Origin of the sequence: Pontibacter beigongshangensis, assembly GCF_014332515.1 — a bacterium.
In the GTDB taxonomy this organism is placed as follows: domain Bacteria; phylum Bacteroidota; class Bacteroidia; order Cytophagales; family Hymenobacteraceae; genus Pontibacter; species Pontibacter beigongshangensis.
The window spans coordinates 90,504-113,439 of the sequence record NZ_VFSD01000006.1 but is presented as its reverse complement, the minus strand read 5'-3'; the positions used below and the strand labels follow the sequence as shown (position 1 = coordinate 113,439).

17 protein-coding genes are annotated in these 22,936 nt (G+C 52.9%); 7 read left to right on the top strand and 10 right to left on the bottom strand.

Translation table 11 applies throughout. The features are described from left to right. Positions 1–117: 117 nt before the first annotated feature. The 4 genes from thiL to FJM74_RS07260 form a co-directional block, all read right to left on the bottom strand. Positions 118–1,143, bottom strand: coding sequence for a thiamine-phosphate kinase (gene thiL / locus FJM74_RS07275; protein ID WP_187261928.1), 1,026 nt, complete (start codon positions 1,141–1,143; stop codon positions 118–120). A gap of 212 nt (positions 1,144–1,355) precedes the next feature. After that, positions 1,356–3,548 (bottom strand): ComEC/Rec2 family competence protein, encoded by a 2,193-nt coding sequence (locus FJM74_RS07270; protein ID WP_187261927.1) that lies wholly within the window; start codon positions 3,546–3,548, stop codon positions 1,356–1,358. Next, positions 3,545–4,009 carry a GNAT family N-acetyltransferase gene (locus tag FJM74_RS07265; protein ID WP_187261926.1) on the bottom strand — a complete coding sequence of 155 codons (465 nt, stop codon included), beginning with the start codon at positions 4,007–4,009 and terminating at the stop codon, positions 3,545–3,547. Before FJM74_RS07265 ends, FJM74_RS07270 begins: the two co-directional genes overlap by 4 nt. A gap of 266 nt (positions 4,010–4,275) precedes the next feature. Continuing rightward, positions 4,276–5,313: a PhoH family protein gene (locus FJM74_RS07260; protein ID WP_187261925.1), complete on the bottom strand. Its 1,038-nt coding sequence runs from the start codon at positions 5,311–5,313 to the stop codon at positions 4,276–4,278. Between the two features lie 99 nt (positions 5,314–5,412). On the opposite strand from FJM74_RS07260, the gene FJM74_RS07255 reads away from it, so the two are divergent. The 5 genes from FJM74_RS07255 (at position 5,413) to FJM74_RS07235 (ending at position 12,610) form a co-directional block, all read left to right on the top strand. Continuing rightward, positions 5,413–6,189 carry an SAM hydrolase/SAM-dependent halogenase family protein gene (locus FJM74_RS07255; protein WP_187261924.1) on the top strand — a complete coding sequence of 259 codons (777 nt, stop codon included), beginning with the start codon at positions 5,413–5,415 and terminating at the stop codon, positions 6,187–6,189. Between the two features lie 147 nt (positions 6,190–6,336). Beyond that, complete coding sequence (locus tag FJM74_RS07250; protein WP_187261923.1) at positions 6,337–6,750, top strand: rhodanese-like domain-containing protein; 414 nt, start codon at positions 6,337–6,339, stop codon at positions 6,748–6,750. Between the two features lie 235 nt (positions 6,751–6,985). After that, positions 6,986–8,212 carry an exonuclease SbcCD subunit D C-terminal domain-containing protein gene (locus FJM74_RS07245; protein WP_187261922.1) on the top strand — a complete coding sequence of 409 codons (1,227 nt, stop codon included), beginning with the start codon at positions 6,986–6,988 and terminating at the stop codon, positions 8,210–8,212. A 216-nt stretch (positions 8,213–8,428) separates the two neighbouring features. Beyond that, positions 8,429–12,070, top strand: coding sequence for an SbcC/MukB-like Walker B domain-containing protein (locus FJM74_RS07240; RefSeq protein WP_187261921.1), 3,642 nt, complete (start codon positions 8,429–8,431; stop codon positions 12,068–12,070). A gap of 267 nt (positions 12,071–12,337) precedes the next feature. Continuing rightward, positions 12,338–12,610, top strand: coding sequence for a hypothetical protein (locus tag FJM74_RS07235; RefSeq protein WP_187261920.1), 273 nt, complete (start codon positions 12,338–12,340; stop codon positions 12,608–12,610). 177 nt (positions 12,611–12,787) lie between these two features. Here FJM74_RS07235 and purE read toward each other — a convergent pair whose 3' ends face one another. Together purE and FJM74_RS07225 are read right to left on the bottom strand one after the other, a co-directional pair. After that, positions 12,788–13,315 carry a 5-(carboxyamino)imidazole ribonucleotide mutase gene (gene purE / locus FJM74_RS07230; protein ID WP_187261919.1) on the bottom strand — a complete coding sequence of 176 codons (528 nt, stop codon included), beginning with the start codon at positions 13,313–13,315 and terminating at the stop codon, positions 12,788–12,790. Between the two features lie 3 nt (positions 13,316–13,318). After that, a complete protein-coding gene (locus FJM74_RS07225) occupies positions 13,319–14,449 on the bottom strand; it encodes a 5-(carboxyamino)imidazole ribonucleotide synthase (protein ID WP_187261918.1) in 1,131 nt (376 codons plus the stop codon). 218 nt (positions 14,450–14,667) lie between these two features. On the opposite strand from FJM74_RS07225, the gene FJM74_RS07220 reads away from it, so the two are divergent. Together FJM74_RS07220 and hemE are read left to right on the top strand one after the other, a co-directional pair. Continuing rightward, complete coding sequence (locus tag FJM74_RS07220) at positions 14,668–15,282, top strand: MarC family NAAT transporter (protein ID WP_187261917.1); 615 nt, start codon at positions 14,668–14,670, stop codon at positions 15,280–15,282. Positions 15,283–15,547: 265 nt separating this feature from the next. Further along, on the top strand, positions 15,548–16,588 hold the full coding sequence (gene hemE, locus FJM74_RS07215; RefSeq protein ID WP_187261916.1) for a uroporphyrinogen decarboxylase: 1,041 nt from the start codon (positions 15,548–15,550) through the stop codon (positions 16,586–16,588). A 149-nt stretch (positions 16,589–16,737) separates the two neighbouring features. Here hemE and FJM74_RS07210 read toward each other — a convergent pair whose 3' ends face one another. The 4 genes from FJM74_RS07210 to FJM74_RS07195 all read right to left on the bottom strand — a co-directional run bounded on the left by FJM74_RS07210 (position 16,738) and on the right by FJM74_RS07195 (position 22,627). After that, positions 16,738–18,537: a TrkH family potassium uptake protein gene (locus FJM74_RS07210; protein WP_187261915.1), complete on the bottom strand. Its 1,800-nt coding sequence runs from the start codon at positions 18,535–18,537 to the stop codon at positions 16,738–16,740. A gap of 76 nt (positions 18,538–18,613) precedes the next feature. Then, on the bottom strand, positions 18,614–20,413 hold the full coding sequence (locus FJM74_RS07205; RefSeq protein WP_187261914.1) for a TrkH family potassium uptake protein: 1,800 nt from the start codon (positions 20,411–20,413) through the stop codon (positions 18,614–18,616). Continuing rightward, positions 20,394–21,413 carry a bifunctional heptose 7-phosphate kinase/heptose 1-phosphate adenyltransferase gene (locus FJM74_RS07200; RefSeq protein WP_187261913.1) on the bottom strand — a complete coding sequence of 340 codons (1,020 nt, stop codon included), beginning with the start codon at positions 21,411–21,413 and terminating at the stop codon, positions 20,394–20,396. Before FJM74_RS07200 ends, FJM74_RS07205 begins: the two co-directional genes overlap by 20 nt. Then, positions 21,413–22,627 (bottom strand): pyridoxal phosphate-dependent aminotransferase, encoded by a 1,215-nt coding sequence (locus tag FJM74_RS07195; RefSeq protein ID WP_187261912.1) that lies wholly within the window; start codon positions 22,625–22,627, stop codon positions 21,413–21,415. The genes FJM74_RS07200 and FJM74_RS07195 overlap by 1 nt, the downstream gene beginning before the upstream one ends. Positions 22,628–22,936: the final 309 nt, after the last annotated feature.

The following is a 22,936-nucleotide window of genomic DNA, read 5'->3' as shown; positions in this document are numbered from 1 at the left end:
GAAAGGCTAGTGAGTACCCTCTGATAACCGATTATAGCGTACGTTGCCCCCAGAAGGAATGCCATATCTCGTATTTTTACATTTCTAATTTTGAATTTTTAATTGAGCGCGAAGCGCCTAAAAGTGCTTCCAGCCTTGGGCCTGCAACGGGAACGACTGCCCGTGCTTGTTTGCCAGGTTAATACCGTCGCCCTTTGCCGTAATTTTCCCGATGATGGAAATATCCGGGTGGTTCTTCACTTTGTCGTAGTCTGCCAGCGGCACCGTAAAGAGCAGTTCGTAATCTTCCCCACCGTTCAGGATGCAAGTGATCGGGTCGAGCTTAAACTCCATGGCCGCCTCCAGTGCCTGCTCATCTACGGGCAGGTTATCTTTGTAAATAGTGGCTCCCACCCCCGATTGGGCACAGATATGAAACAGCTCTGAGGCCAGCCCATCCGACACATCGATCATAGCGGTAGGCTTTATGCCCCGCTCCTTCAGGTCATACACCACGTCCATGCGGGCTTCGGGGCGTAGCTGTCGGCCGATTATGTACTGCCTTTCCTCGAGTTCAGGCTGCATGTCGGGGTTGGCCAGGAAGGCCTGCTTTTCGCGCTCCAGAATCTGAAGGCCCAGGTAGGCCGCACCCAGGTCGCCGGTCACGCAGATCAGGTCATTTTCTTTAGCACCGCTGCGTAAAACCGCCTCGCCTTTTGCTACTTCACCAATGGCCGTCACGCTAATCACCAGTCCTGTTCTGGAAGAAGTGGTGTCGCCGCCGACCAGGTCTACTTTGTAGTTTTCGCAGGCCAGCCGGATGCCTTCGTAGAGTTCCTCCACCGCCTCTACCGTAAACTTGGCGCCCAAGGCGATGTTCACTGTTATCTGGGTCGGCCTGGCATTCATGGCGGCGATATCCGACACATTCACGGCCACAGCCTTATAACCCAGGTGCTTCAGCGGACAGAACATCAGGTCGAAATGCACCCCTTCCAACAGCATATCGCTCGACACAACCACTTGCCTTTCGGTTGGCTCCAGCACGGCGGCATCGTCACCGATGCCTTTGATGGTAGAGCCCTGCTGAATGGTTACTTTATCTTTTATCAGTTTGATTAAGCCAAATTCGCCTAGTTCGCTTAAAGGAGTCATGTTGCTCATGGTAATTGCTGCTTGTACAGGTACAAAGGTAAGGCATTTAAGTAAACGGACACAAGGGGCAGGAGGCGGGACTTTTAATGCACTCCAATTATTCAGTTATTGAACGGCTCAGCCTACGGCGTTAACCACTAATCACCAAATTATTCAAATGAAAATGCCCCTCCGGAGGCCTTTTCTGTTCCCTGCGCCTGGGAGTTAAACGAATAGCAAGGCTACTCCATATCTAGCAAAAAAGCGCCGTCCACATTTACATCATGAAAAGGAATCCGGAGGGCAAGCAGCTGAGGTTTCAGGCGCTCCAGGTACCAGGGGCTGTTCGAAGCATCGAGAATAAGTTTTTTGAACTGAAGTGCCTGCAGGTCCTCCGGCACAACACGGGCATTATTAGTAAGCAGCACAAAATCGGGGTTTAGCAGTTCCGGTGGCTGCACCTTCAGCGGCTTGGTGAGTACCAGCAGGCGCAAGCCCTGCCACTGATACATGCTGTTGCTGTCGGGCAGTAAAGCGTAAGCTGCTCCCGCCGGGCGTACTGATGAATTTATTTGAATGAAATCGGGCTTCAGGACCCCTTGCTGCCACAGGTGCGGCTGCATATTGAATGTGAAGTCTGGCGCAGCCTGGTGCAGCGCAGCATTGCTTACAACGGCCGCCTCCTTTCCATGTACAAGCGAAAAGGCCGTGTTGCCGCGCAGGTTATAAACAGCGAGCCGCTTTTGCCGGAATTGCTGGCTGCTTTTCTGCATCTGCTGAAAGGCCAGCACCGCCGTAACCAATACAGCTAAGGCAAGGTAACTGAGACGCCTGTAGGCCATGAAAAAGAATAATAGCAGCAGGATGCCATAAAGCAGCCAGGTCTGCAGCGCATTTATGTCGATACCCTGTACAACGGCATTTGGCAGCCGCTCCACCCATAAGTTAAACTCATTCATGCACCAGATCAGCCCAGAATGCAGCCGGAACAAGGCCCCGCCCAGTAGCGGCACCCACGAAAGAAACAAGGCCGCCACCCCCACATACAGCACCAGCATGGCCAGCGGCACGACAAGCAGGTTTGCAAACCAGAAATAAACCGGAAATTGGTAGAAATAGAAAATTCCGAGCGGGGAAGTGGCCAGCTGTGCCGCCACCGACACGGTAAATAGCCCCCATACTGCCTGTGGCATACCAAAGACCATATTTTTAGCTATCAGCCAGGGAGCTTTCGTGGTTTCTTTAAGATTAAAAGACTGTGGCTGTAAGCCGGAAAAATCAAACAGCCTTGATAACCTGGGTTGCAGGTATACAATACCCAATACCGCCAGAAACGAGAGTTGGAACCCTACCTCCACCAAATAATACGGATTTAGAACCAGGAGTACGAAGGCAGCGATAGCCAGCGTGTTGTAACTGTTCGTTTTGCGCCGCATAGCCTGTGCCACGGTTACGAGCGAGAACATGAGCACTGCGCGCAGCACGGAGGGCGAAAGCCCCGTCAGAAAAGCATACAGTACCAGCACGGCAACAATGGCCGCAGCCCCCAGAATACGCTGGCTTTTATTCCGCCGAAAATGCTTAAACAGGAGCGACAAAGGCAGGTAAATCATGCCGACATGCAGCCCCGACACCGCCAGCACATGCATGGTGCCGGTGCTGGCATAAGCAGAGCGGATCGCATTGTCCATATCATCTTTAACACCCAGGATCAGGGCTGCTGAGATGCCATATTCCCGCCGCTCCTGTATCGACTCCTGCAGAAGCGCATCCAGTTTCCGGCGCAGCATAATGCTGTAGAATTTCACCAGGTTTGCAGGTTCGGAGCCGAGTACCCGGTACTGTTGTGGCTGCAGGAAATGCCGGTGGTAAATGTTCTTGTTGGCCAGGTACTGCCGGTAATCGAACTGGTTGGGGTTGGCTGGTGGTGGCACGCCCTGTGGAGCACCCCGTATGAGGAGCCTGTCACCATACCGCACCTCGTATTTGTTCTCAGAATCATGTGGCACCGATAGCTGTACGTTGGCTGTTACCTGGTGCCATCCGCTAGCAGTTCGGACCTGCTCCACCCGGAGCACTGTGCTTTGGTAGCCTGGTTTCTGCACCACAAAATCATCTACCACGCCTACGTAAGCAGAAGGCTGGGCTGGCAGCTGCAGCAGATGGTCGGGCCGGTGCGAAGCGGTGTGCGCGTGCGTGAGCCAGGTGCCGCCTGCTACAAAACAGAGCAGCCCCAGTGTGCCGGCTACTGCCGTGGCACGCGCCGTTTTAAGGTATCTGCTCACCAGCCAGGCCAGCACAAAGACTGCCATAAAAAGAAGAAGGAACTCCTGGCTATGCCTGAATTCCTTGCCTGTAGAAATATAAATCAGAATGCCTGCTATGAAACATAGCGTGATACGCACAAACGGGTATGGTGCCCAGGGCAGCTTCATTGGCCTTTGTAGTACATTTTATAGTGTTCGATGTCGCACTCGCTAAACTTTTCGCCCTCCGGCAAGAAGCCGTGGCGGCTGTAGAACCGCACGGCAGGCAGTTGCGCATGCAGGTAGATTTTATTTTCCGGGTGCCGGGCCTGTACATCCCGCACAACTGCGGCCAGCAGTTTCTCGCCAATACCTTTGTTTCTATAAGCTGCCAGCACGGCAAACCGCTCCAGCTTAACTCCCTTGGCTGTCAGGCGCCAGCGGGCCGCACCCACCGGAACGCCTGCGGAGGTTACCAGGTAATGCACGGCGCTGTCTTCAAATAAATCATATTCGGCCTCTGCAGGCACTCCCTGTTCCTGCACAAAGACCTGTTGCCTCACCCCCATTGCCAGGCGCAGATCCTTTTCATTTTCTATTCTGATGACATCAGTTATTGCTTCAGACGCCTCTACCTTTTGTTTGAGCATAAATTTTTTCTACTATGTATGACAGGCAATATATCGCTGGCTTGAAAAACAATTATACGAACAAGACCGATGGTCTGGGTTGCTTTTCCTGACTTAAAATTACAGATTCTCTGGCTACCCTCCTGCCCCGATTATTCTAATCAAACCGCCCCTCCTGACCCTATTACGGCTCCTGCTGCACCTGCTCCTCTCTACAAAAAAGGCTCCCTTTGCGGGGAGCCTTTTGATAAATACAAAAGTACAATGCTGCAACTTTAGCATTAGTTCTAAGAAACAGTCTCAAACGTTTTGCGTCGTCCGTAACCTCGCGGCTGCTCTCCATCCGGCGCCAGTTCCTCTTCTTTAGCGGCCCGCCTTTCTTCATCCAGCTTGGTGTAGGCATTCACAATGTCGCGTACCAGGCGGTGGCGCACTACGTCTTCCGCAGTCATCTCCACGAAGCCGATGCCATTGATGTCCTTCAGAATATGCAGGGCCTCCATCAGCCCGGAACGCTGGTTGCGCGGGAGGTCTATCTGAGAGCGGTCGCCGTTTACCAGCACCTTGGCTGTTGGCCCCATCCGCGTCAGGAACATCTTGATCTGGGCAGGCGTGGTGTTCTGCGCCTCATCGAGCAGCACAAAGGCATTGTTCAGCGTTCGGCCGCGCATATACGCCAGGGGAGCAATCTCGATGATCTTGTTCTCCTGGTAATATTTGAGCTTCTCAATGGGAATCATGTCTTCGAGTGCATCGTAGATCGGGCGCAGGTAGGGGTCTACCTTGTCCTTCATGTCGCCGGGCAAAAAGCCGAGGCTTTCGCCTGCTTCTACCACGGGCCTCGAAATAATAATTTTCTTAACCTCCTTGTTCTTGAGGGCCCGCACCGCCATGGCCACCGAGATATAGGTTTTGCCGGTACCGGCAGGCCCCAGGGCAAACACCAGGTCGTTTTTGGCTACGGCATCTACCAGTTTCTGCTGGTTAGGGGTCTTCGCCTTGATCATACCGCCCTTTACGCCATACACGATCACGTCTGGTGCGGTAATTACTTCTTCATCATCCAACAAAGGGTCAGTAGAAAGGTATCTGTTCACGCTATTCTGCGTAAGCTTACCAAACTTGTGGTAATGATCGATAAGAGAAGAAAGGATGTCGTGAATTTTAATGATCTCGGGGGTCTGACCCTGAATTTTTATCTCGTTCCCGCGGGAAATGATCTTGCTGCTTGGGAATGCGGCGGCAAGCTGTTTTATGTTTTGATTTCCTGTCCCCAGGAAGTCTACAAGGGAGATGTTCTCCAGCGTTATTACTTTCTCTACCAAATGCTTCCTTTTAAAAATAGTTCGATGGTAATTTTTTGCTTAAATTAAATAAATTTGTCACATAATAAATACAAATCTGCTCAAATTATAGTTCGTGATATGGCGGTAATTACGTTCACCTCCGATTTTGGATACGCTGACCACTACGTGGCGGCTGTAAAAGCCAGAATTCTCACCCACGATGCCCAGGCGCAGATCGTGGATATTTCGCATGCCGTGGAACCCTACAATATACCGCAGGCAGAGTACGTGCTGGGCTCAGTATACCACGAATTTCCGCAGGGAACGGTGCACCTGGTGGGCGTTGACACGCACGGCAGCAAGCAGGTGCGCTACCATGCCGCCTCCTACAAGGGGCATTACTTCCTGATGGCCGACAATGGCCTGCTCTCGCTCCTGACCGACGACAAACCCGACAAAGTGGTGGAAATAGCTACGCATGGCCAGGTTTACTCGTTCCCGGCAAAAGAGCTGCTGGCTCCTGCTGCCGTTTTTCTGGCCAAAGGCGGCGACATAGAGGTGCTGGGAGAGCCTACCTTTAATTTCAGGCACCTGCTCAACCGGCAGCTCCGCCTCAACGACCACTCCATTACAGGCCATGTTATACACGTGGATCAGTACGGCAACCTGGTCACCAACATTACCCGCGACAGCATCGAGACCATCTCCCACGGCCGTACCTACACCATCCATTTCGGACGTGAGACCATCGCCAAAATTCTGGCCAACTACAACCAGGCCGACGAGGGCGATACCTGCTGCATCTACAACAGCCTGGACCAGCTCTGCATCGGCATAAACAAGGGCAACGCCTCCGAATCGCTGAACCTCGCTTTCGACTCGCCCGTGGATGTCCGGTTTTATCCGGGAGGTTGACTTTGAATTTTGAATGAGTGAGTGAGAGGGTGAAGCTATCCTTTTTTATCATCCGGAGGGGTGGCAGAGAACAGGCTTAAGGTATTGTGTTATAAAAAGATCCAGGCAAAGCATTTATTCAGAACCCAGATCTGCTACTTTGTTTCTATGAGATTATTGCTGATAAGTTTTCTGGTGATCGTGCTGTCGTGCTCGCCTCCGCCGCAGCAGCAGAACCCGGCCGTGGCTACAACTACACGGATATCAGCCCAAACATATAAAGAAAGCCATGCGAAAAAGAAAAATGCTGTGTTGGTTGATGTTCGGACTCCTGCTGAGTTTGAGGAAGGACACCTCAAGGAAGCCCAAAACGCCGACTTCCTGAGCGGGGAGCTTCATAGCCGGATGCAAAACTGGGACAAGTCTAAAACCTACTACCTCTATTGCGCCACCGGCAACCGCAGCGGCAAAGCTGCCAAACTAATGGAGGAAGCCGGTTTTAAAAAGGTTTACAACATCGGCGGCTTTAAAGAGCTGAAAGAAGCCGGCTTGCCGGTTATTGAGCCGCCGCAGAAACAGTAGCAGTAGCTCCGGAGGGCCATTTTCATTAGAATAATTGGTTTGATTGTTAATTGCTGCTTGCCGATCGCTGCATTTTTGGAGTGTCCATCTGTTTTATTTTGATGGAGCAGGCGCAATTCTCTAGAGGTGCAGGCGCAATTAACAAAACAAAAAACTAATTTTTACGGGCTTCGCTTGCCATGTTCCGTCCTGCTGCTGTATCTTGGAGTTGTATTGGAGAAAGGAACCCGGGATCATGCGCATATTACACACCTCCGACTGGCATCTTGGCCAGCGACTCGTTAACCTCGAACGCACAGAAGAACACCAATGCTTTCTGGACTGGCTGCTGCAGACCATCGAGCAGGAGCAGGTAGAGGTGCTGCTCATATCCGGCGATGTGTTCGATACGGGCGCCCCCTCCAACACCGCGCTGAAGCAATACTACGGTTTCCTGACCAAAATCTGCTCCACCTGCTGCCGCCACGTCATCATCACAGGCGGCAACCACGACTCCGTCTCCACCCTCAACGCGCCCAAAGAACTGCTCGACTGCCTGCACATCAAAGTAATAGGCGGTGCCACCGAAAACCTGCTGGACGAGCTGATCGAGCTGCACGACACTAACGGCAAGCTGCAGCTGGTGGTGTGCGCAGTGCCTTTCCTGCGCGACCGCGATGTGCGGCTGTCGGTGGCCGGCGAGACCTACGAAGAGCGGGAGCAGCGCATTAAACAGGGCATTGCCGCCCATTACCAGGCTTTTGTGCCTCACCTGCAGCCTTACAAGGAGCAGCAGGTGCCGGTGGTAGCCATGGGCCACCTGTTTGCAGCCGGCGGTACCGCCTCCGAAAGCGAGAAAGAAATACATGTGGGCAACCTGGGCCAGATTGGCGCGGATCAGTTCCCGAAAGAGTTCGACTACGTGGCCCTCGGGCACCTGCACCGGCCGCAGCAGGTAAACAAAACCCATCACATCCGCTACTCCGGCTCCCCTATTCCGCTCAGCTTCAGCGAGGTCACAGACAGAAAACTGGTCTATATCCTTGATTTTGAACATGGTAAACTGGCAAACCTGCTGGAGCTGGAGGTGCCCTGCAGCCGCAAACTGATCCGGATTAAAGGCGCGCTAGAGAAGGTGAAACAGCAGCTGGCCGTGTACGATAACAGCGAATACTCCCTTACCGCCTGGGCCGAGGTGCAGGTAGAACTCGATACGCCCCTCCCCGACCTGAACCAGCAACTGGAGGAGGTTCTGAAGCTAAAGCCGGAGATCGAAATGCTCATCCACCGCCCCCCTGTCATTCAGTCGCAGCGCCAGACCCTGCACCAGCAGGTGGAGCAGGAAGCCGACCTGCACACGCTTCAGGAAAAAGAGGTATTCCTGAAGCGCTGCGAAAGCGTGTACCCCGATGGCGATCACCAGGAACTCCTGGCTACCTTCTCGGAGCTGCTGGAACTGATGGGGCAGGAAAAGGAAAGCTGATCTGAGTCAGAAAGGTGGGGAGGTAAGAGCAGCAACCTCTGGCATCTGAATTATTCCAATGAAATTGCCCCTCCAAAGCTACTTCTGATGCTTTAGCGCTCAAACACTCACGGGTCTGAAAGGAAACTGTGAGGTTTACCCGATAATAAAAATCTTATAACCTGTATCCTGATACCTGTATCTCTAAAGATACTTGAGTCTTAAAAAAAACCACCCATGAAAATCCTTGCTGTCCGTTTCCAGAACCTGAACTCACTTAAAGGGCAACACGAGATCCGTTTCGACCGGGCACCGCTGGCAGAGGCAGGCTTATTCGCCATAACCGGGCCAACGGGTGCAGGCAAGACCACCATTCTGGATGCGATAACCGTGGGACTTTACGGGCTGGTACACCGCCACAGCAACGACAAACCGCTGGAGCTCATGACGCGCCACACCGCCGAGAGTTCCGCGGAGGTGGAGTTCGAAGCCAATGGCAGGCGTTACCGCTCCAAATGGCACATCAGGCGGAGCCGGGGCAAAGCAGATGGCAACATGCAGGCAGTGCACATGGAGCTATGCGACCTGGCCGACGAAAAGAATTTCGACCTGAAGCCAAGCCAGGTTCCCGACAAAGTAGCTGAACTTTGCGGTCTCGACTACAACCAGTTTCTGCGCTCCGTCATGCTCTCGCAGGGCGATTTTGCACGCTTCCTGAAGGCCAACCCCAACGAGCGCAGCAGCCTGCTGGAGAAAATAACCGACACCGGCATTTACTCCGACATTTCCCGCTTCGCCTTTGAGAAAGCCAAAGCAGAGCGCAGCCTGAAAGATGAAATGGAACGCCGCCTGCAGGACACCAAACTGCTGCCGGAGGAACAGCTGACGGCCTTCCAAACGGCCATAGCCGAGCTTCAGGGACAGGAAGTACAGCTGCGACAGGAAGCAGCCGCACTGCAGGAGCAGGTGCAATGGCTGCGGCAAGTACAGCAACTGCAGGCAAAAGAACAGCAGCACAAGCAGGCACTCCATACACAGGAGGAGAAACTGGCGCAGCTTCAACCCTATTTCCGGAAACTGGAGCAGCACGAACAGGCGCGGCAGTATGAAGGGCAGCTAACCCGCATTGAACTGGCCAACGGCCAGCTGGTGCTGGTACAGACCCAGCTCGAAACATTGGTTAAACAGCTGCCCGTATTGGAGACCGGGCTGGAACTGTCTGGAAAAGAGGCGGAAGAGGCCGGTAAACAGCAGCAGCTACAGGAAACAGCGCTGCAGGAACTGGAGCCGCTGCTGCAGAAAGTAGACCAACTCGACCACCAGCTACAAACCACCCGCGACCGGTTTCAGGAAAACAAGAAACTATACGAGCAGTTCGACGCTTCGCTGAAACAAGAGCAAATGCTGCTTCAGCAAAAACAACAGGAACTGCAGGGGCTCACGCAGAAAGCCATTGGCCATAAAAACTGGCTGCAGCAGAACCATCGGCTACAGGACCTGCAGCAGCACCTCCCCGAGTTCCGGCTGATGGTGAAAAGTCTGGCGGAGGCAGCCCAAAGCAAGAAAAAGCTGGAGCAGGAGCAACAGGCGCTGCAACAGCAACTGCAGCAGGATACGCAGCAACTGGAGGCTTTAAGCAAACTGCAGGCAGCGCAGCAGGAAGCTTATGCCCAGCTCACCGAGCAAAAGCAGCAGGTGTCGGTGCAGCTGCAGGAGCAGCTTAAAGGCCGGAAGCTGGAGGAGCTGGAGGCACAGCCACAGGAGCAGCAGCAACGCCTAAACCGCTACGAGCGCCTGCTGGAGCTTTCGCGGTTACATACCGCCCTGCAGCTAAAGCAGGAGGAGCTTGCGCAGCAACTGGAGAAGCAGCACCAAAACAGCATTAGCCAGAAAACGCAACTTGAAACAACGCGGCAAAAGTACACCATTGCGACTGAACGGCTGCAGGACCTGCAGCAACTGGTTGCCCAGCAGCAGCGCATTCAGGAGCTGGAGCAGGCCCGCCATGCCCTGCAGCCAAACGAGCCTTGCCCGCTGTGTGGTTCCGCGCATCACCCATTTGTAGAAGGAGCCTATAAAACCACGCTGACCGAAGAAGTGCAGCGCCGCGACAGGCAGCAACTCCTGGTAAAAGAGCTGGAGACGAGCCTGAACAACCTTCAGTTGCAACTGCACACCCTGCAGCACCAGCAGGAGGCAGCGCTTCAACAAAAAGCTGAAACCGACAGGGAATTAATGCGCCTGCAGCAGGCCTTCCAGCAGCAGTCTGAGGGCGTTGCCATTCTCATTACTGCACCAGATCAACTGGCAAGCAGCCTGGAACAGCAACGAAAGGAACTTGAAAAACTGAACTGCACCTTACGTGAGGGCCGCACCCTTGGCCGCATGGCAGAGCAGCTCAACCAGCAGCTGCAGCAGGTACGGGAAGATCAACTCCGGGCGCAGGGCCAGCAAAGCAGGCTGGAGCAGTCAGGAAAAATGCAGCAGGCGCAGCTCCAGAAAGTGCAGGCACAGCTGCACGAACTCATCGAAGAGCAGCAGGACCAGCAGGAAATGGCTGCCTCTTTTGCTGCCGCCTATGACGCCCCAGCCGGGAGCAGCAGGCTGGAGGAGCAGCTGCGGACATTTGAGGCGCAGGTAGCGGAGTTCCAGCGGCAGCACAAAGCCTACGAAGACCTGCGCGACCCGTTCCAGCAACTGCAGGAGAACGTAAAAAACATGAAAACCCGGCTGGACGAGAAGCAGCAGGACCTGCAAGAAAGGCAGGAACACCTGAAGCAGACACACATCAACCTGACAAAGTTAAAAGAAGAGCGCACGCAGCTATTCGGAGAGAAGGACCCGCAAAAGGAGCGCCGGCAGGCCCAGCAGGAACTAAATTCGAAAAGAAACCAGGCAGAAGAAGCCCGCACGAAACACCTGCAGCTGAAACAACAGCTGTGCGAAAACCATCAGCGGCAGCAGGAAATTCAGCAGTCGCACCAGCAGAGCAAATCTGCGTTGGATAACCTGCGCGACGGGCTGCTGCGGGTGCTGCAGCAGCAGGGAATCGAAACCATTGAGGCCCTGAGCCAGATGCTCCTCGACAAGGACGAGGCCCTGCGACTGGCCAACCTCAAATCCCAGACCGACAAGCACCTGACCGAACTTCGAAAAAGTCTGGCAGATGTGCAGCATGAACTTACGGCACTGCAGCAACGACAACTAACAGCTAAAACCGCAACAGAACTGGAAGAGCTGTACCAGCACAAAACAACAGCGCAGCGCAGCCTGATTGAACAACGCGCCCGCTACCAGCAACTACTGGAGCAGGATGCACAGCAGCGCGCAAAAAACCACGAACTGGCCGGGCAGCTGCAGGCACAGCAGGAGGTTTGCCACCGTTGGGAGCAACTCTCGCAGCTGATCGGGTCGGCAGATGGCAACAAGTTCAGCCGCTTTGCGCAGGGGCTTACCCTGGCGCGGCTGGTGGAGCTGGCCAACCGGCACCTCCACAGGCTCAACGACCGCTACCGCATCCAGAAATCATCTTCAGAAGATCTGGAGCTGCTCATTGTGGACACTTACCAGGCAGAGGCGGTGCGGCCCATGAACACACTCTCGGGCGGCGAAAGTTTTCTGGTGAGCCTGGCGCTGGCCCTGGGCCTCTCCGACCTCGCCGGCCGCCGCACACAAATTAATTCGCTGTTTATTGATGAAGGCTTCGGAACCCTCGATGCCGAAACCCTTGATGCCGCCATCTCCACGCTGGAGAACCTGCAGGCAGGCGGCAAAATGATCGGCATTATTTCGCACGTAGAGGCGCTGAAGGAGCGGATCAGCACACAGATCAAAATACAGAAGCTGGCAGGTGGCGTGAGCAAGGTAGAGGTTGTCTGAACCTTGATTAAAAGGATTTTCCTGATTGGCTTGATACACTTTATCGGATGAGGAAGGCTCCACGAAATACTGTTTATCTAGTCTTGGGGAAATTATGCTAATCAAAAAGGCCCTCCAGAGCACTTTGCCGCTGCTAAAGGCCCGACCTATAAACCTGAATGCTGCCCTAGCGGCTTCTATCTGGCGGGCCTGCGCCAGCCAGAGTACGGATGGAATGACACTGCTTTCCTTAATTACCGTATAAAAGTAAAACGCTAGGTTATATTTATGAGAACAACAGATAAAACTGCAGAACAACAGGAATTCAGGACGACACTGGAGGAACTGGTGCGGCAAAAGGCATATGTCCGTGTGCAGTACTACAGCGATATAAACGAGTTTTTTTCGGTAAAAGCGCTGCTAAAAACAATTGCCACGAGAAATGGACAGGAATACCTGGAGCTAGCCACAGGCCTGGAGGTCCCTGTCAGCAAGCTGGTGCGCATAGCCGACAAGCCTGCGCCAGGCTACGACACCGATTATTTTAAATGTGATATTTAAGGGGCTTCGGCGAATTAGAAATTCAGAATTGGAAAATTTTATAAACCTGCCGAAATTCTTCAGTCTGTTTACAAAGCAGACAGTTCAGCTGACCCGTACAACATCAACAAAAATAAGTAAGGACTTTGCCTGTAACTCAGCAAAGTCCTTACTTATTTTTGTTGGGTAATGTATTTCTTAATCCAGGTGTCGGTCGCCCCTTCTGAGCTCATCCACGGAGCGCATCACCTTGTCTTTCAGGCCGGTTTTGTATTTCTCCAGCTTGTCGGCAATGGCAGCGTTGGTGGTGCCCAGTATCTGCGCGGCCAGAATGCCTGCATTCAGGCCGCCGTTCAGGGCTACGGTAGCCACCGGCACGCCACCCGGCATCTGCAGAATCGACAGCACCGAATCCCAGCCATCAATAGAGTTGCTCGATTTTACGGGCACGCCAATTACCGGCAGTGTGGTAAGCGAGGCCACCATGCCCGGCAAATGGGCTGCGCCGCCTGCTCCGGCTATAATCACTTTCAGACCTTTTTTGCGAGCCGACTCGGCGTATTCTACCATGCGGTGCGGGGTGCGGTGCGCCGATACAATGGTGAGGTCGAACGGTATACCGAGGGTTTCCAGAAATTCTGCCGCTGCGTCCATCACGTTCAGGTCAGACTGGCTACCCATAATGATGCCCACGAGCGGTTGCGTTTGTTTCGTTTCTTCAGACATTGTTTATGCTTTTACTTTGATGACGTTTTTGATTGACTCTGCCCGCTGCTGCGCCTCTTCTATGGTTTCGGCCAGCACGGTAATGTGCCCCATCTTGCGGGCAGGCCTGGTGAACTTTTTACCGTACAGGTGAATGTACACGCCCGGCACGGCCAGCGCCTCCTGCAGGCCCTCGTAAGCGGCCTCACCGTCGTAGCCGGGTTCCCCGAGCAGGTTCAGCATAACGGCGGCACTTTGTATATCGGTGGCACCCAGCGGAAGGTTTAGGATAGCCCGCAGGTGCTGCTCGTATTGCGAAGTAAAGTTGGCTTTGATGGTGTGGTGCCCGCTGTTGTGCGGACGTGGTGCCACCTCGTTTACCAGTATCTGTCCGTCCTTGGTCAGAAACATCTCCACGGCCAGAATACCTACCATGCCGAAAGCCTCGATTACGCGGCTGGCGATCTCGATGGCGTGGCGCTGCAGCTTGTACGGCACATTGGCCGGCGCAAATAACGAATCGACGAGGTTGTGCTCCGGATGGAAGCTCAGCTCCACCACCGGGAAAGCCGTTACCTCGCCCTGCGGGTTACGGGCCACGATCACCGAGATCTCCTTTTCGTAATCTACCAGTTTCTCCAGCACCGACGGCTCCTGAAAGCCTTTGCCCAGGTCACTGCTTCCGGCCAGTTTTACTACCCCTCTGCCGTCGTAGCCCTCACGGCGCAGTTTCTGGAAAGCGGGCAGGAAATCGGCATTAGCCTCCAGCGCTGAGGCATCTTTCAGAAGCCGGAACTCAGCCGTAGGGATGTTATGCTTCTGGAAGAACTCTTTCTGCAGGCCCTTGTCCTGGATGGTGCGTACCGTCTTGGCGTCGGGGTAGACTTTTACCCCCTCCTCCTCCAGCTTCTGAAGGGCATCGGCGTTTACGTGCTCTATCTCGATGGTCAGAATATCGCAGTTCTTCCCAAACTCGTACACCGTGTCGAAATCGCGGAAGCTGCCTACAAAAAACTCGTTGCAAATAGTTTTGCAGGGAGCATTCTCGTCCGGGTCGAGCACCAGGGTGTAGAGGTTAAAATCGAGGCCGGCTTGCATGAGCATCCGCCCCAGTTGTCCGCCCCCCAGAATCCCCAGCTTTACTTCTCCTTTCATATAAATTATTTAAATAAAAATGGCCCTTAGAATTTGCTGCTGCTGTTGGTGCTCCTCCTCCTGAGCCGGCAGTAGCGCAATGTTTCCTCAAAATTAAGGATAATCTGCAAACCCTGCTGCCCCTGCCGCGGTATTATGCATCCGGGGCGGCTATACTTTTGTTTTACATCCTGAATAACCTATATTTATCGCCTTGCTTTATACGCTACCGATCCGCTATGGAAATACTACTGGCTACTTTTTCTGCCCTGTTCTCTGTTGTAAACCCTTTTGGCGCCATGCCCGTGTTCCTGACCCTGACGCAGGACGATACGCCGGCCCACCGCAACCAGCAGGCGCTCAAGGCTTGTGTGTATATGGTCGGCATCCTGGTGATCTTTTTCCTGACCGGGCAATACGTGCTCAACTTTTTCGGCATCCGGATGCACGATCTGCGCATAGCCGGCGGCCTGATGATTATGAAAGCAGGCTTTGATTTGCTGACGCCGGGGGCCAACAAGAAAAAGATATCGCCCGATGTGGTGGAAGAGGGGCAGCAGAAAGAAGACATCTCGTTTACACCGCTGGCCATGCCCATGCTGTCGGGGCCGGGTGCCATTGCGGTGAGCATCGGCTTTTTCACCACATCGCTCTCTATCATGGATATGGTCCTGATCCTGGCGGCCATCCTGCTGCTGGCCGTGGTAACCTTTGTCATCCTGCGCTTCTCGCACCAACTCACGCGCTTTATGGGCAAATCGGGCCTGGCCGCCCTTTCGCGCATCATGGGCTTTATCGTGCTCTCTATTGGCGTTAACTTTATTGTATCGGCCCTGACGGCGCTGTTTTTTTAATTTTGAATGAGTGAGTGAAGTTTTAAATTTTGTCTGAATCGAAATTTACAGCATGTTCAGAATTCTGCCTTTTGAACCGGAGCTGTGCATGGGAGGCAATTATGTTAATGAAAAGTGCCTTTACGAATGGTTAATGCTCCTGATGCTGCAGCTGGCTTATAGGATCAGTTAAAGTAAAACATTCACTCCATCACTCCTTCACAATTCAAAACTACACTTGCTCATCCGCTCACTCGAAATTCTTAAAAATTAGTATCTTTGCGGCATGCAACTGAAAAACGATCTGCTAATAAGAGCAGCTAAGGGAGAGGTGGTAGAGCGCACTCCTGTTTGGCTTATGCGCCAGGCTGGCCGAATTTTACCTGAATACAGAGCGGTGCGCGAGAGCCTGAGCGGCTTTAAGGAACTGGTGGAAACGCCGGAGTTCGCAGCCGAAGTAACTATTCAGCCAGTGGATATACTGGATGTGGATGCTGCCATTATCTTCTCCGATATCCTGGTGGTGCCGGAGGCGATGGGCTGTACGTACGAGATGGTAGAAAAGCGGGGACCGTACTTCCCGGTTACCGTACGCACGGAGCAGGACCTGAAAAGACTGCGGGTGGCAGACCCTGAGGAACATCTGGGCTATGTGCTCGAAGCCATAAGGGTAACCAAAAGAGCCCTGAACGGACGCGTACCCCTCATCGGTTTTGCGGGCGCCCCCTGGACCATTCTGGCCTATATGGTGGAAGGCAGCGGCTCCAAAACCTTTTCGCATGCCCGTGGCCTGCTGTACACCAACCCGAAGCTGGCGCACCAGTTGCTGCGCATGATCACAGATACCACTATTGCCTACCTGCAGGCGCAGGTAAAGGCAGGCGCTAACCTGATCCAACTGTTCGACTCCTGGGCTGGTATTCTGCCGCCTACACACTACAAGGCATTTTCGTTGCCTTACATCACCGAAATATGCAATGCCATTACCGAGGTACCTGTAACGGTTTTTGCCAAAGGAGCGTTTTTTGCCTTAGAAGATTTCAGCAAGCTGAACTGTGAAGTGATCGGGCTCGACTGGAACATGGAGATCGCAAAATCACGGGAGCAGGTGGGCAGCAGCAAGACCCTGCAAGGCAACCTCGACCCCTGCCTGCTATACAGCTCCTTTGAGACCATTCAGGCAGAAACCATTAAAATGCTGAAGGAATTCGGTCCGCAGCGGCATATCGCCAACCTGGGCCACGGCGTTTACCCCGATACAGACCCTGAGAAGGTGAAATGCTTTATCCAGACAGTAAAGGAGTACAGCAGCATTGTAAATAATTGACAGGCCTAAGGCTTGCTTTGAATTATTTAAATAAAAATGGCCCTCCAGGCTGTTTTTGCGCCTGCTACGTTTAGACAGCCAACAACCCGTTAAAATTCATGTAGTACAAGAGCCTCAAACCTGATCAAAGGATTTGAGGCTCGTTTGTTTTAACCCACCGGCAGGTGAGTGGCCGGGTATTTGTAAGAGGTGGATTTGGCGCGGGAACTGAGGGCAAGCGCCAGCGTCAGCGTGCCCACCCTGCCAATGAACATCGAGAGCACAATAATCATTTTCCCCGGATCAGACAACCCGGCTGTAATGCCCGTGCTAAGCCCCACAGTGGCAAAGGCCGACACCTGCTCAAAGGCAAGCCGGATGATATCGAACTGAGCATCGGTGATGGAGAGCAGGAAGATAAAGCTCATATTAATGAGCACGGCAAACGTGAACACCGCAAAAGCCTTGTAGGATACCGAGTGCGGAATAGTCCGGCGGCCCACCTCCAGGTTTTCGCGGCCACGGATGGTGGTCAGCACCGAGAGCAGCACTACCAGAAAGGTCGTGGTCTTGATGCCCCCGCCGGTAGAGCCCGGCGAAGCCCCGATGAACATCAGTACGAGAAAGACCAGCAAGGTAGGCACCGACAGCGCAGAAATATCTACTGTGTTAAAGCCCGCAGTGCGGGTGGTGACAGATTGAAAAAAGGAGGTGATAAGCGCCTCCACAAAGCTCAGGTGCGATAGGGTGTTGAAGTATTCCAACAGAAAGAAAAATATTGTGCCAGAAAATATAAGCGCCGCCGAGGTATAGATGGTGATGCGGGAGAGCAGCTTCCAGTTCTGCCACGGCACGTCAAGACGCCTGCGCATTGCCCTCGGCGACAGCACATCCGTTATAGTTGGGAAACCAATTCCCCCTAAAATTATCAGCATGGCCACAACCAGATGCAGCACATAGCCAGTCCGTACTGGCGCGGTATAAAGCCCCTCCGGGTACAGCGAGAACCCGGCATTACAGAAGGCAGAAACAGCATGGAAGATTGAATAAAAAATCTTGTTCCCGAGGTCAGTAAACTTTACACCTGGCCCCCAGCTGAGGAAGATGAGGATGGACCCGATTGCTTCAATAGTGATTGTCAGGAAGATCAACTGGCGCATCAGGCCCTTTGTAGAAAAGAGCGATTCACTTTCCAGCAGTTGATACATCACCACCTGCTGCTTAAAGTGAAGTCCCTGCCGCATGAGCGAGGCAAAAAAAGTAGCGAAGGTCAGAATACCCAGCCCCCCGAGCTGCACCAGCACCAGCAGCACCACCTGTCCGGCAAAGGTGAAATACGTGCCAGGGTCCACTACGGCAAGGCCGGTAACACAGGAGGCGCTGGTGGCCATAAATACAGCATCAACGAAGCCCATACCTTCCGGGGCATTGGTCATCTTTGGCAGCATCAGCAGGCACGCTCCACCCGCGATGAGTACGATAAAGCTTAATATAAATGTAACGGCTGGCTTTAAAAGTACGACCTTTTGGTAAATCCGGGTTTCGAATAGCTCAATCAGCAGCAGCACCAACATGTAGAGTGAAACGGACAACCTGTAGAGCTCCACCGACAGCGGAATATCCAATCGTTCAAAAAAGATGTATACTACCGGTAAATCCAGCAGGTAGGTGCCCACCTGGTTCACCAGGATCAGACTCATCAGCATGCCTTCGAACCAAGTGCGCCTCAAAAATTTTATCCGCTCAAAATTGTAGAGGATGCGGAGCAGGTAAATAACGACAAAAACTGTCAGAATAGCATCTATAGCGTAGTACAGCATCTGTAGCTTCACCGGGCTCTCCACCACGCCATGGGCATAAATGAGCAAGGCTATCGAAAGCAAAGTTAGTACATAGGTCGTCCGCCGCATGAGGGCGTAGGCCTTCAGTTTGCTGTCGTATAAGTACCTGTTAAGCGTCTCTGTACTCATGTACCTCTAATAGCCTTTCATAAAATATTAATGACAGGTAAATATTGCGAAGCAACAACCTATGGTGCTGCCTGTGCTAACCCACCGGCAGGTGGGTGGCCGGGTATTTGTAAGAGGTGGATTTGGTGCGGGAACTGAGGGCAAGCGCCAGCGTCAGCGTGCCCACCCTGCCAATGAACATCGAGAGCACAATAATCATTTTCCCCGGATCAGACAGCCCGGCTGTAATGCCCGTGCTAAGCCCGGTGGTGGCAAAGGCCGACACCTGCTCAAAGGCAAGCCGGATGATATCGAACTGGGCATCGGTGATGGAGAGCAGGAAGATAAAGCTCATATCAATGAGCACGGCAAACGTGAACACCGAAAAAGCCTTGTAGGATACCGAGTGCGGAATAGTCCGGCGGCCCACCTCCAGGTTTTCGCGGCCGCGGATGGTGGTCAGCACCGAGAGCAGCACTACCAGAAAGGTCGTGGTCTTGATTCCCCCGCCGGTAGAGCCCGGCGAAGCCCCGATGAACATCAGGATGATGAAAATAAGCAGCGTCGGCACCGATAAGGCAGACATATCTACGGTATGGAACCCTGATGACCGCGTAGTGACAGACTGGAAGAAGGAGGTTATAAGCGCCTCCACAAAGCTCAGGTGCGACAGGGTGTTGAAGTATTCCAGCAGGAAGAAGAAGACCGTGCCAAAAAGAAGCAGCGCCGCCGAAGTGTAGATAGTGATGCGGGAGAGTAGCTTCCAATTCTGCCATGGGGCATCCATGCGCTGGCGCATTGCCTTGGGCGACAAAACATCCAGGATGGTTGGAAAACCGATACCTCCTACTATGACAAGGATAGCTACCATCAGGTGCAGCACATACGACTTGCGTAGTGGCACTGTGTACAGCCCTTCGGGGTAGAGCGAGAAACCGGCATTGCAGAATGCCGACACGGCATGAAAAACAGAGTAAAATATCTTGTTGCCAAGGTTGGTAAACTTCGCCTCCGGCCCCCAGGTCATAAAAATAACCACAGCCCCGATAGCCTCGATGATAAGGGTAAGAATGATAAGCTTTCGCAGCAGCCCCTTTGTGGAGAACAGTGTCTCGCTTTCCATGAGGCTATGCATGGCCACATGCTGCTTTATACCTATTCCCTGGCGCATGAGCGAGGCAAAGAAGGTGGCAAATGTAAGAATACCCAGGCCGCCGAGCTGCATGAGCATCAGCAGCACCATCTGGCCGGAAAGTGTAAAATAAGTACCCGGGTCCACTACGGTAAGGCCGGTAATACAGGAGGCGCTGGTGGCCATGAACACAGCATCGACCAGCCGCATACCTTCCGGGGCATTGGTCATTTTGGGTAGCATCAGCAGGCAGGCACCTGCCAGTATGAGCATAATAAAGCTCCCAATAAAGGTGATGGTGGGTTTTAACTGGAGTGTTTTGTGGTACACCCTGGTTTCGAACAGCTCTATCAGGAGCAGCATCAGCATATAGAGTGACACGGCAATGCGGTAGAGCTCTACCGACAACGGAATTCCCACCCCCTCAAAAAGGATGTACACCACCGGGAAATCGAGCAGGTAAGTGCCCACCTGGTTTATCAGGATCAGGGCCATCAGCAGCCCCTCGAACCAGGTGCGCCGGATAAACTTTATCCGCTCAAAATTGTAGAGAATGCGAAGCAGGTATATAACAACAAAAACAGCCAGAATAGCATCTATGGCATAGTACAGCACCTGTAGCTCCACAGGGCTCTCCACCACGCCATGGGCGTAAATAAGGAGAGCTACTGAGAGAGAAGTAAGTACGTAGGTGGTACGCCGCATGAGGGCATAGGCCTTCAGCTTGCTGTCGTATAAGTACCTGTTAAGCGTTTCTGTACTCATGTACCTCGAATAGCCTTATCTGCTTTGCTTCTTTAAACAGCCGCTCTTTATCAACGGGCACCACCCCTACCTGCTCACAAACAAGGCCCCCGCCCAAATTGCTCAAGCCGGCCATAAAGGACAAGGATGTCTGCAAGGCCATGCACAAGGCTGCAATACTGATAACAGTGTCGCCTGCGCCAGAAACATCAGAAATGGCTCTCCTATGCGCTTCCAGATACGTTTTAGCCTCTCCTTCTGCCACAAACACGCCTCTTTCCGATAAGGTAACCAGCACCTTTTGGGTTGCCAGTCGCTCCTGCAGATCCGCCACAGCCTTTTCGAAAGCTGCCTGGTTCTCATCGGCAAAATCTGTGCCCAGCCCCTCCTTCAGCTCTTTCAGGTTGGGTTTAAAAAGGCTGCAGCCAACATAGCTCAGGAAGTTCTTCTTCTTAGGGTCGACCACAGTAGGTACGCCCTGCTCCTGCGCCAACCGGATAAAGGTCTGGATGTTGTGCTGCGAGAAAATGCCCTTGTCATAGTCTTCAAAAATCACGACATCGGCCTGTTTCAGGAGTTTGCGGTAACGCTCCTCCAGGAAACGCTCCTCGTAATCTGCCAGGTTGGTTTCAATTTCGGAGTCGACGCGCAGGAGTTGCTGCCCGGAGGCAATGATGCGGTGCTTGATGGTGGTGACCCGCTCCGGGCTTTGCACCATACCGGCCACCGACAGGCCACGTTCCTCCAGCAGGCGCAGAAAATCGGCTCCGTCCGCATCGTCGCCCACTACGGAGCATAGTAAAGGAGTGGCCCCTAATGCCTGCACATTAAGGGCCACATTGGCGGCTCCACCCAACCGTTTTTCGCGTTTTACCACGTTCACGATGGGTACCGGAGCCTCAGGAGAAATTCGGGTAGACTTGCCCCACAGATAAGAGTCGATCATCACATCGCCCACTATCAGTACAGTCAGTCTGTTAAACGCATCCGAAACAGCCTCCAGAGAATTAATTTGGTTCATTACTGAAGTTTCGCCAGGCTTTTCTTAATGCGTTCCATAGCTTCTACCAGTTTCTCGTCGGAAGTGGCATAAGAGAAGCGGATACATTGTGGGGCACCAAAGGCATCGCCGCTCACCAGGGCCACATGGGCATCAGTCAGCAGGTACATGCTCAGGTCGAACGAATCTTTTATTTCTTTGCCGTCTGCGCTCTTGCCAAAGTAGTAGCTCACATCCGGGAACAGGTAGAAAGCGCCGTTTGGCACGTTAGTGGCAAACCCAGGGATATCCTGCATCAGGTCGAGCACCAGGTCACGGCGACGAAGATACACCGCCGACATTTCCTCAGCAGCAGATTTACCTCCCAGCAGGGCGGCATAAGCGGCTTTCTGGGCAATAGAGCAGGTGCCGGAAGTCATCTGGCTCTGGATTTTGTCGCAGGCAGTGGCTATTTCTTTATGCGCAGCAATGTACCCTACACGCCAGCCGGTCATGGCATAGCCCTTGGAGAAGCCGTTTACAGTAATTACACGATCTTTTATAGCATCGAAGCTGGCCATGCTGGCATGTTTTGCGCCGAAGTTGATGTACTCATAAATCTCATCGGCCATTACATACACTTGCGGATGCTTCTCCAGCACTTTGGCCAGGGCTGCCAGCTCTGCCTCGTCGAACACAGAACCGGTCGGGTTGCAGGGCGAGGAGTACATGATCAGCTTGGTATTGGAGGTGATTGCCTGCTCCAGCTGCTCCGGCGTTACTTTAAAGTCGTTTTCAAGGGTACCCATAATCGGCACCGAAACACCTTCGGCCAGTTTCACCACCTCTTCGTAAGATACCCAGTATGGCGAGAAAATGATAACCTCATCGCCGGGGTTTACCAGGCACAGCACCACGTTGGCGATAGACTGCTTGGCACCGGTAGAGACCACAATATTCTCAGGCTTGTAGTCAAGGTTATTATCGCGTTTGAACTTGTCTACGATGGCCTGGCGCAGCTCCGGATAACCGGGCACCGGCGTGTAGAACGTAAAGCCATCGTCGATGGCTTTTTTGGCAGCGTCTTTGATATACTGCGGCGTCTGGAAATCAGGCTCTCCAAAGCTCAGGTTGATAACATCGAAGCCCTGCGCAGCAAGTTCACGGCCTTTTTTTGCCATAGCGATTGTCTGAGACTCCGCCAGGGCGTTTATTCTGTCTGATAGTGCAATACTCACCTCTTCTGTCTGATGCATAAGGTTAAAATTTATAAAAGCCAAAGGTACTTATTCTAAAACAGACTTCCCAACACGGCGGCAAGCACTTCGTCAGGAGCCTTTTCATTTAAGCGGGTAAATTGTGAAGAAGCAATGGATTTTAAAAAGAAAAACGCGAAAACTTGAAAAAATTTGAATCAGGCTACCCGACTTGCCAATTCATGCCTCTCCAGATTGAGAATTAAAAATTAGAAATGCAAAATTAGGAAGTATGGCAGCTGTACTTTTGACTAGCTTAACAAGCATTGAATCTTCCTGAAATTAAGATTGAAGGAGCAGTAGCACCTG

What these genes read in the sequence shown, in the direction of transcription:
- FJM74_RS07210 (WP_187261915.1), bottom strand. Translation starts at nt 18,537, where the DNA reads ATGAGTACAGAGACGCTTAACAGGTACTTATACGACAGCAAACTGAAG.
- FJM74_RS07245 (WP_187261922.1), top strand. Translation starts at nt 6,986, where the DNA reads ATGCGCATATTACACACCTCCGACTGGCATCTTGGCCAGCGACTCGTT.
- FJM74_RS07235 (WP_187261920.1), top strand. Translation starts at nt 12,338, where the DNA reads ATGAGAACAACAGATAAAACTGCAGAACAACAGGAATTCAGGACGACA.
- FJM74_RS07220 (WP_187261917.1), top strand. Translation starts at nt 14,668, where the DNA reads ATGGAAATACTACTGGCTACTTTTTCTGCCCTGTTCTCTGTTGTAAAC.
- FJM74_RS07240 (WP_187261921.1), top strand. Translation starts at nt 8,429, where the DNA reads ATGAAAATCCTTGCTGTCCGTTTCCAGAACCTGAACTCACTTAAAGGG.
- FJM74_RS07195 (WP_187261912.1), bottom strand. Translation starts at nt 22,627, where the DNA reads ATGCATCAGACAGAAGAGGTGAGTATTGCACTATCAGACAGAATAAAC.
- FJM74_RS07270 (WP_187261927.1), bottom strand. Translation starts at nt 3,548, where the DNA reads ATGAAGCTGCCCTGGGCACCATACCCGTTTGTGCGTATCACGCTATGT.
- FJM74_RS07255 (WP_187261924.1), top strand. Translation starts at nt 5,413, where the DNA reads ATGGCGGTAATTACGTTCACCTCCGATTTTGGATACGCTGACCACTAC.
- FJM74_RS07265 (WP_187261926.1), bottom strand. Translation starts at nt 4,009, where the DNA reads ATGCTCAAACAAAAGGTAGAGGCGTCTGAAGCAATAACTGATGTCATC.
- FJM74_RS07225 (WP_187261918.1), bottom strand. Translation starts at nt 14,449, where the DNA reads ATGAAAGGAGAAGTAAAGCTGGGGATTCTGGGGGGCGGACAACTGGGG.
- FJM74_RS07250 (WP_187261923.1), top strand. Translation starts at nt 6,337, where the DNA reads ATGAGATTATTGCTGATAAGTTTTCTGGTGATCGTGCTGTCGTGCTCG.
- FJM74_RS07200 (WP_187261913.1), bottom strand. Translation starts at nt 21,413, where the DNA reads ATGAACCAAATTAATTCTCTGGAGGCTGTTTCGGATGCGTTTAACAGA.
- thiL (WP_187261928.1), bottom strand. Translation starts at nt 1,143, where the DNA reads ATGAGCAACATGACTCCTTTAAGCGAACTAGGCGAATTTGGCTTAATC.
- FJM74_RS07205 (WP_187261914.1), bottom strand. Translation starts at nt 20,413, where the DNA reads ATGAGTACAGAAACGCTTAACAGGTACTTATACGACAGCAAGCTGAAG.
- purE (WP_187261919.1), bottom strand. Translation starts at nt 13,315, where the DNA reads ATGTCTGAAGAAACGAAACAAACGCAACCGCTCGTGGGCATCATTATG.
- hemE (WP_187261916.1), top strand. Translation starts at nt 15,548, where the DNA reads ATGCAACTGAAAAACGATCTGCTAATAAGAGCAGCTAAGGGAGAGGTG.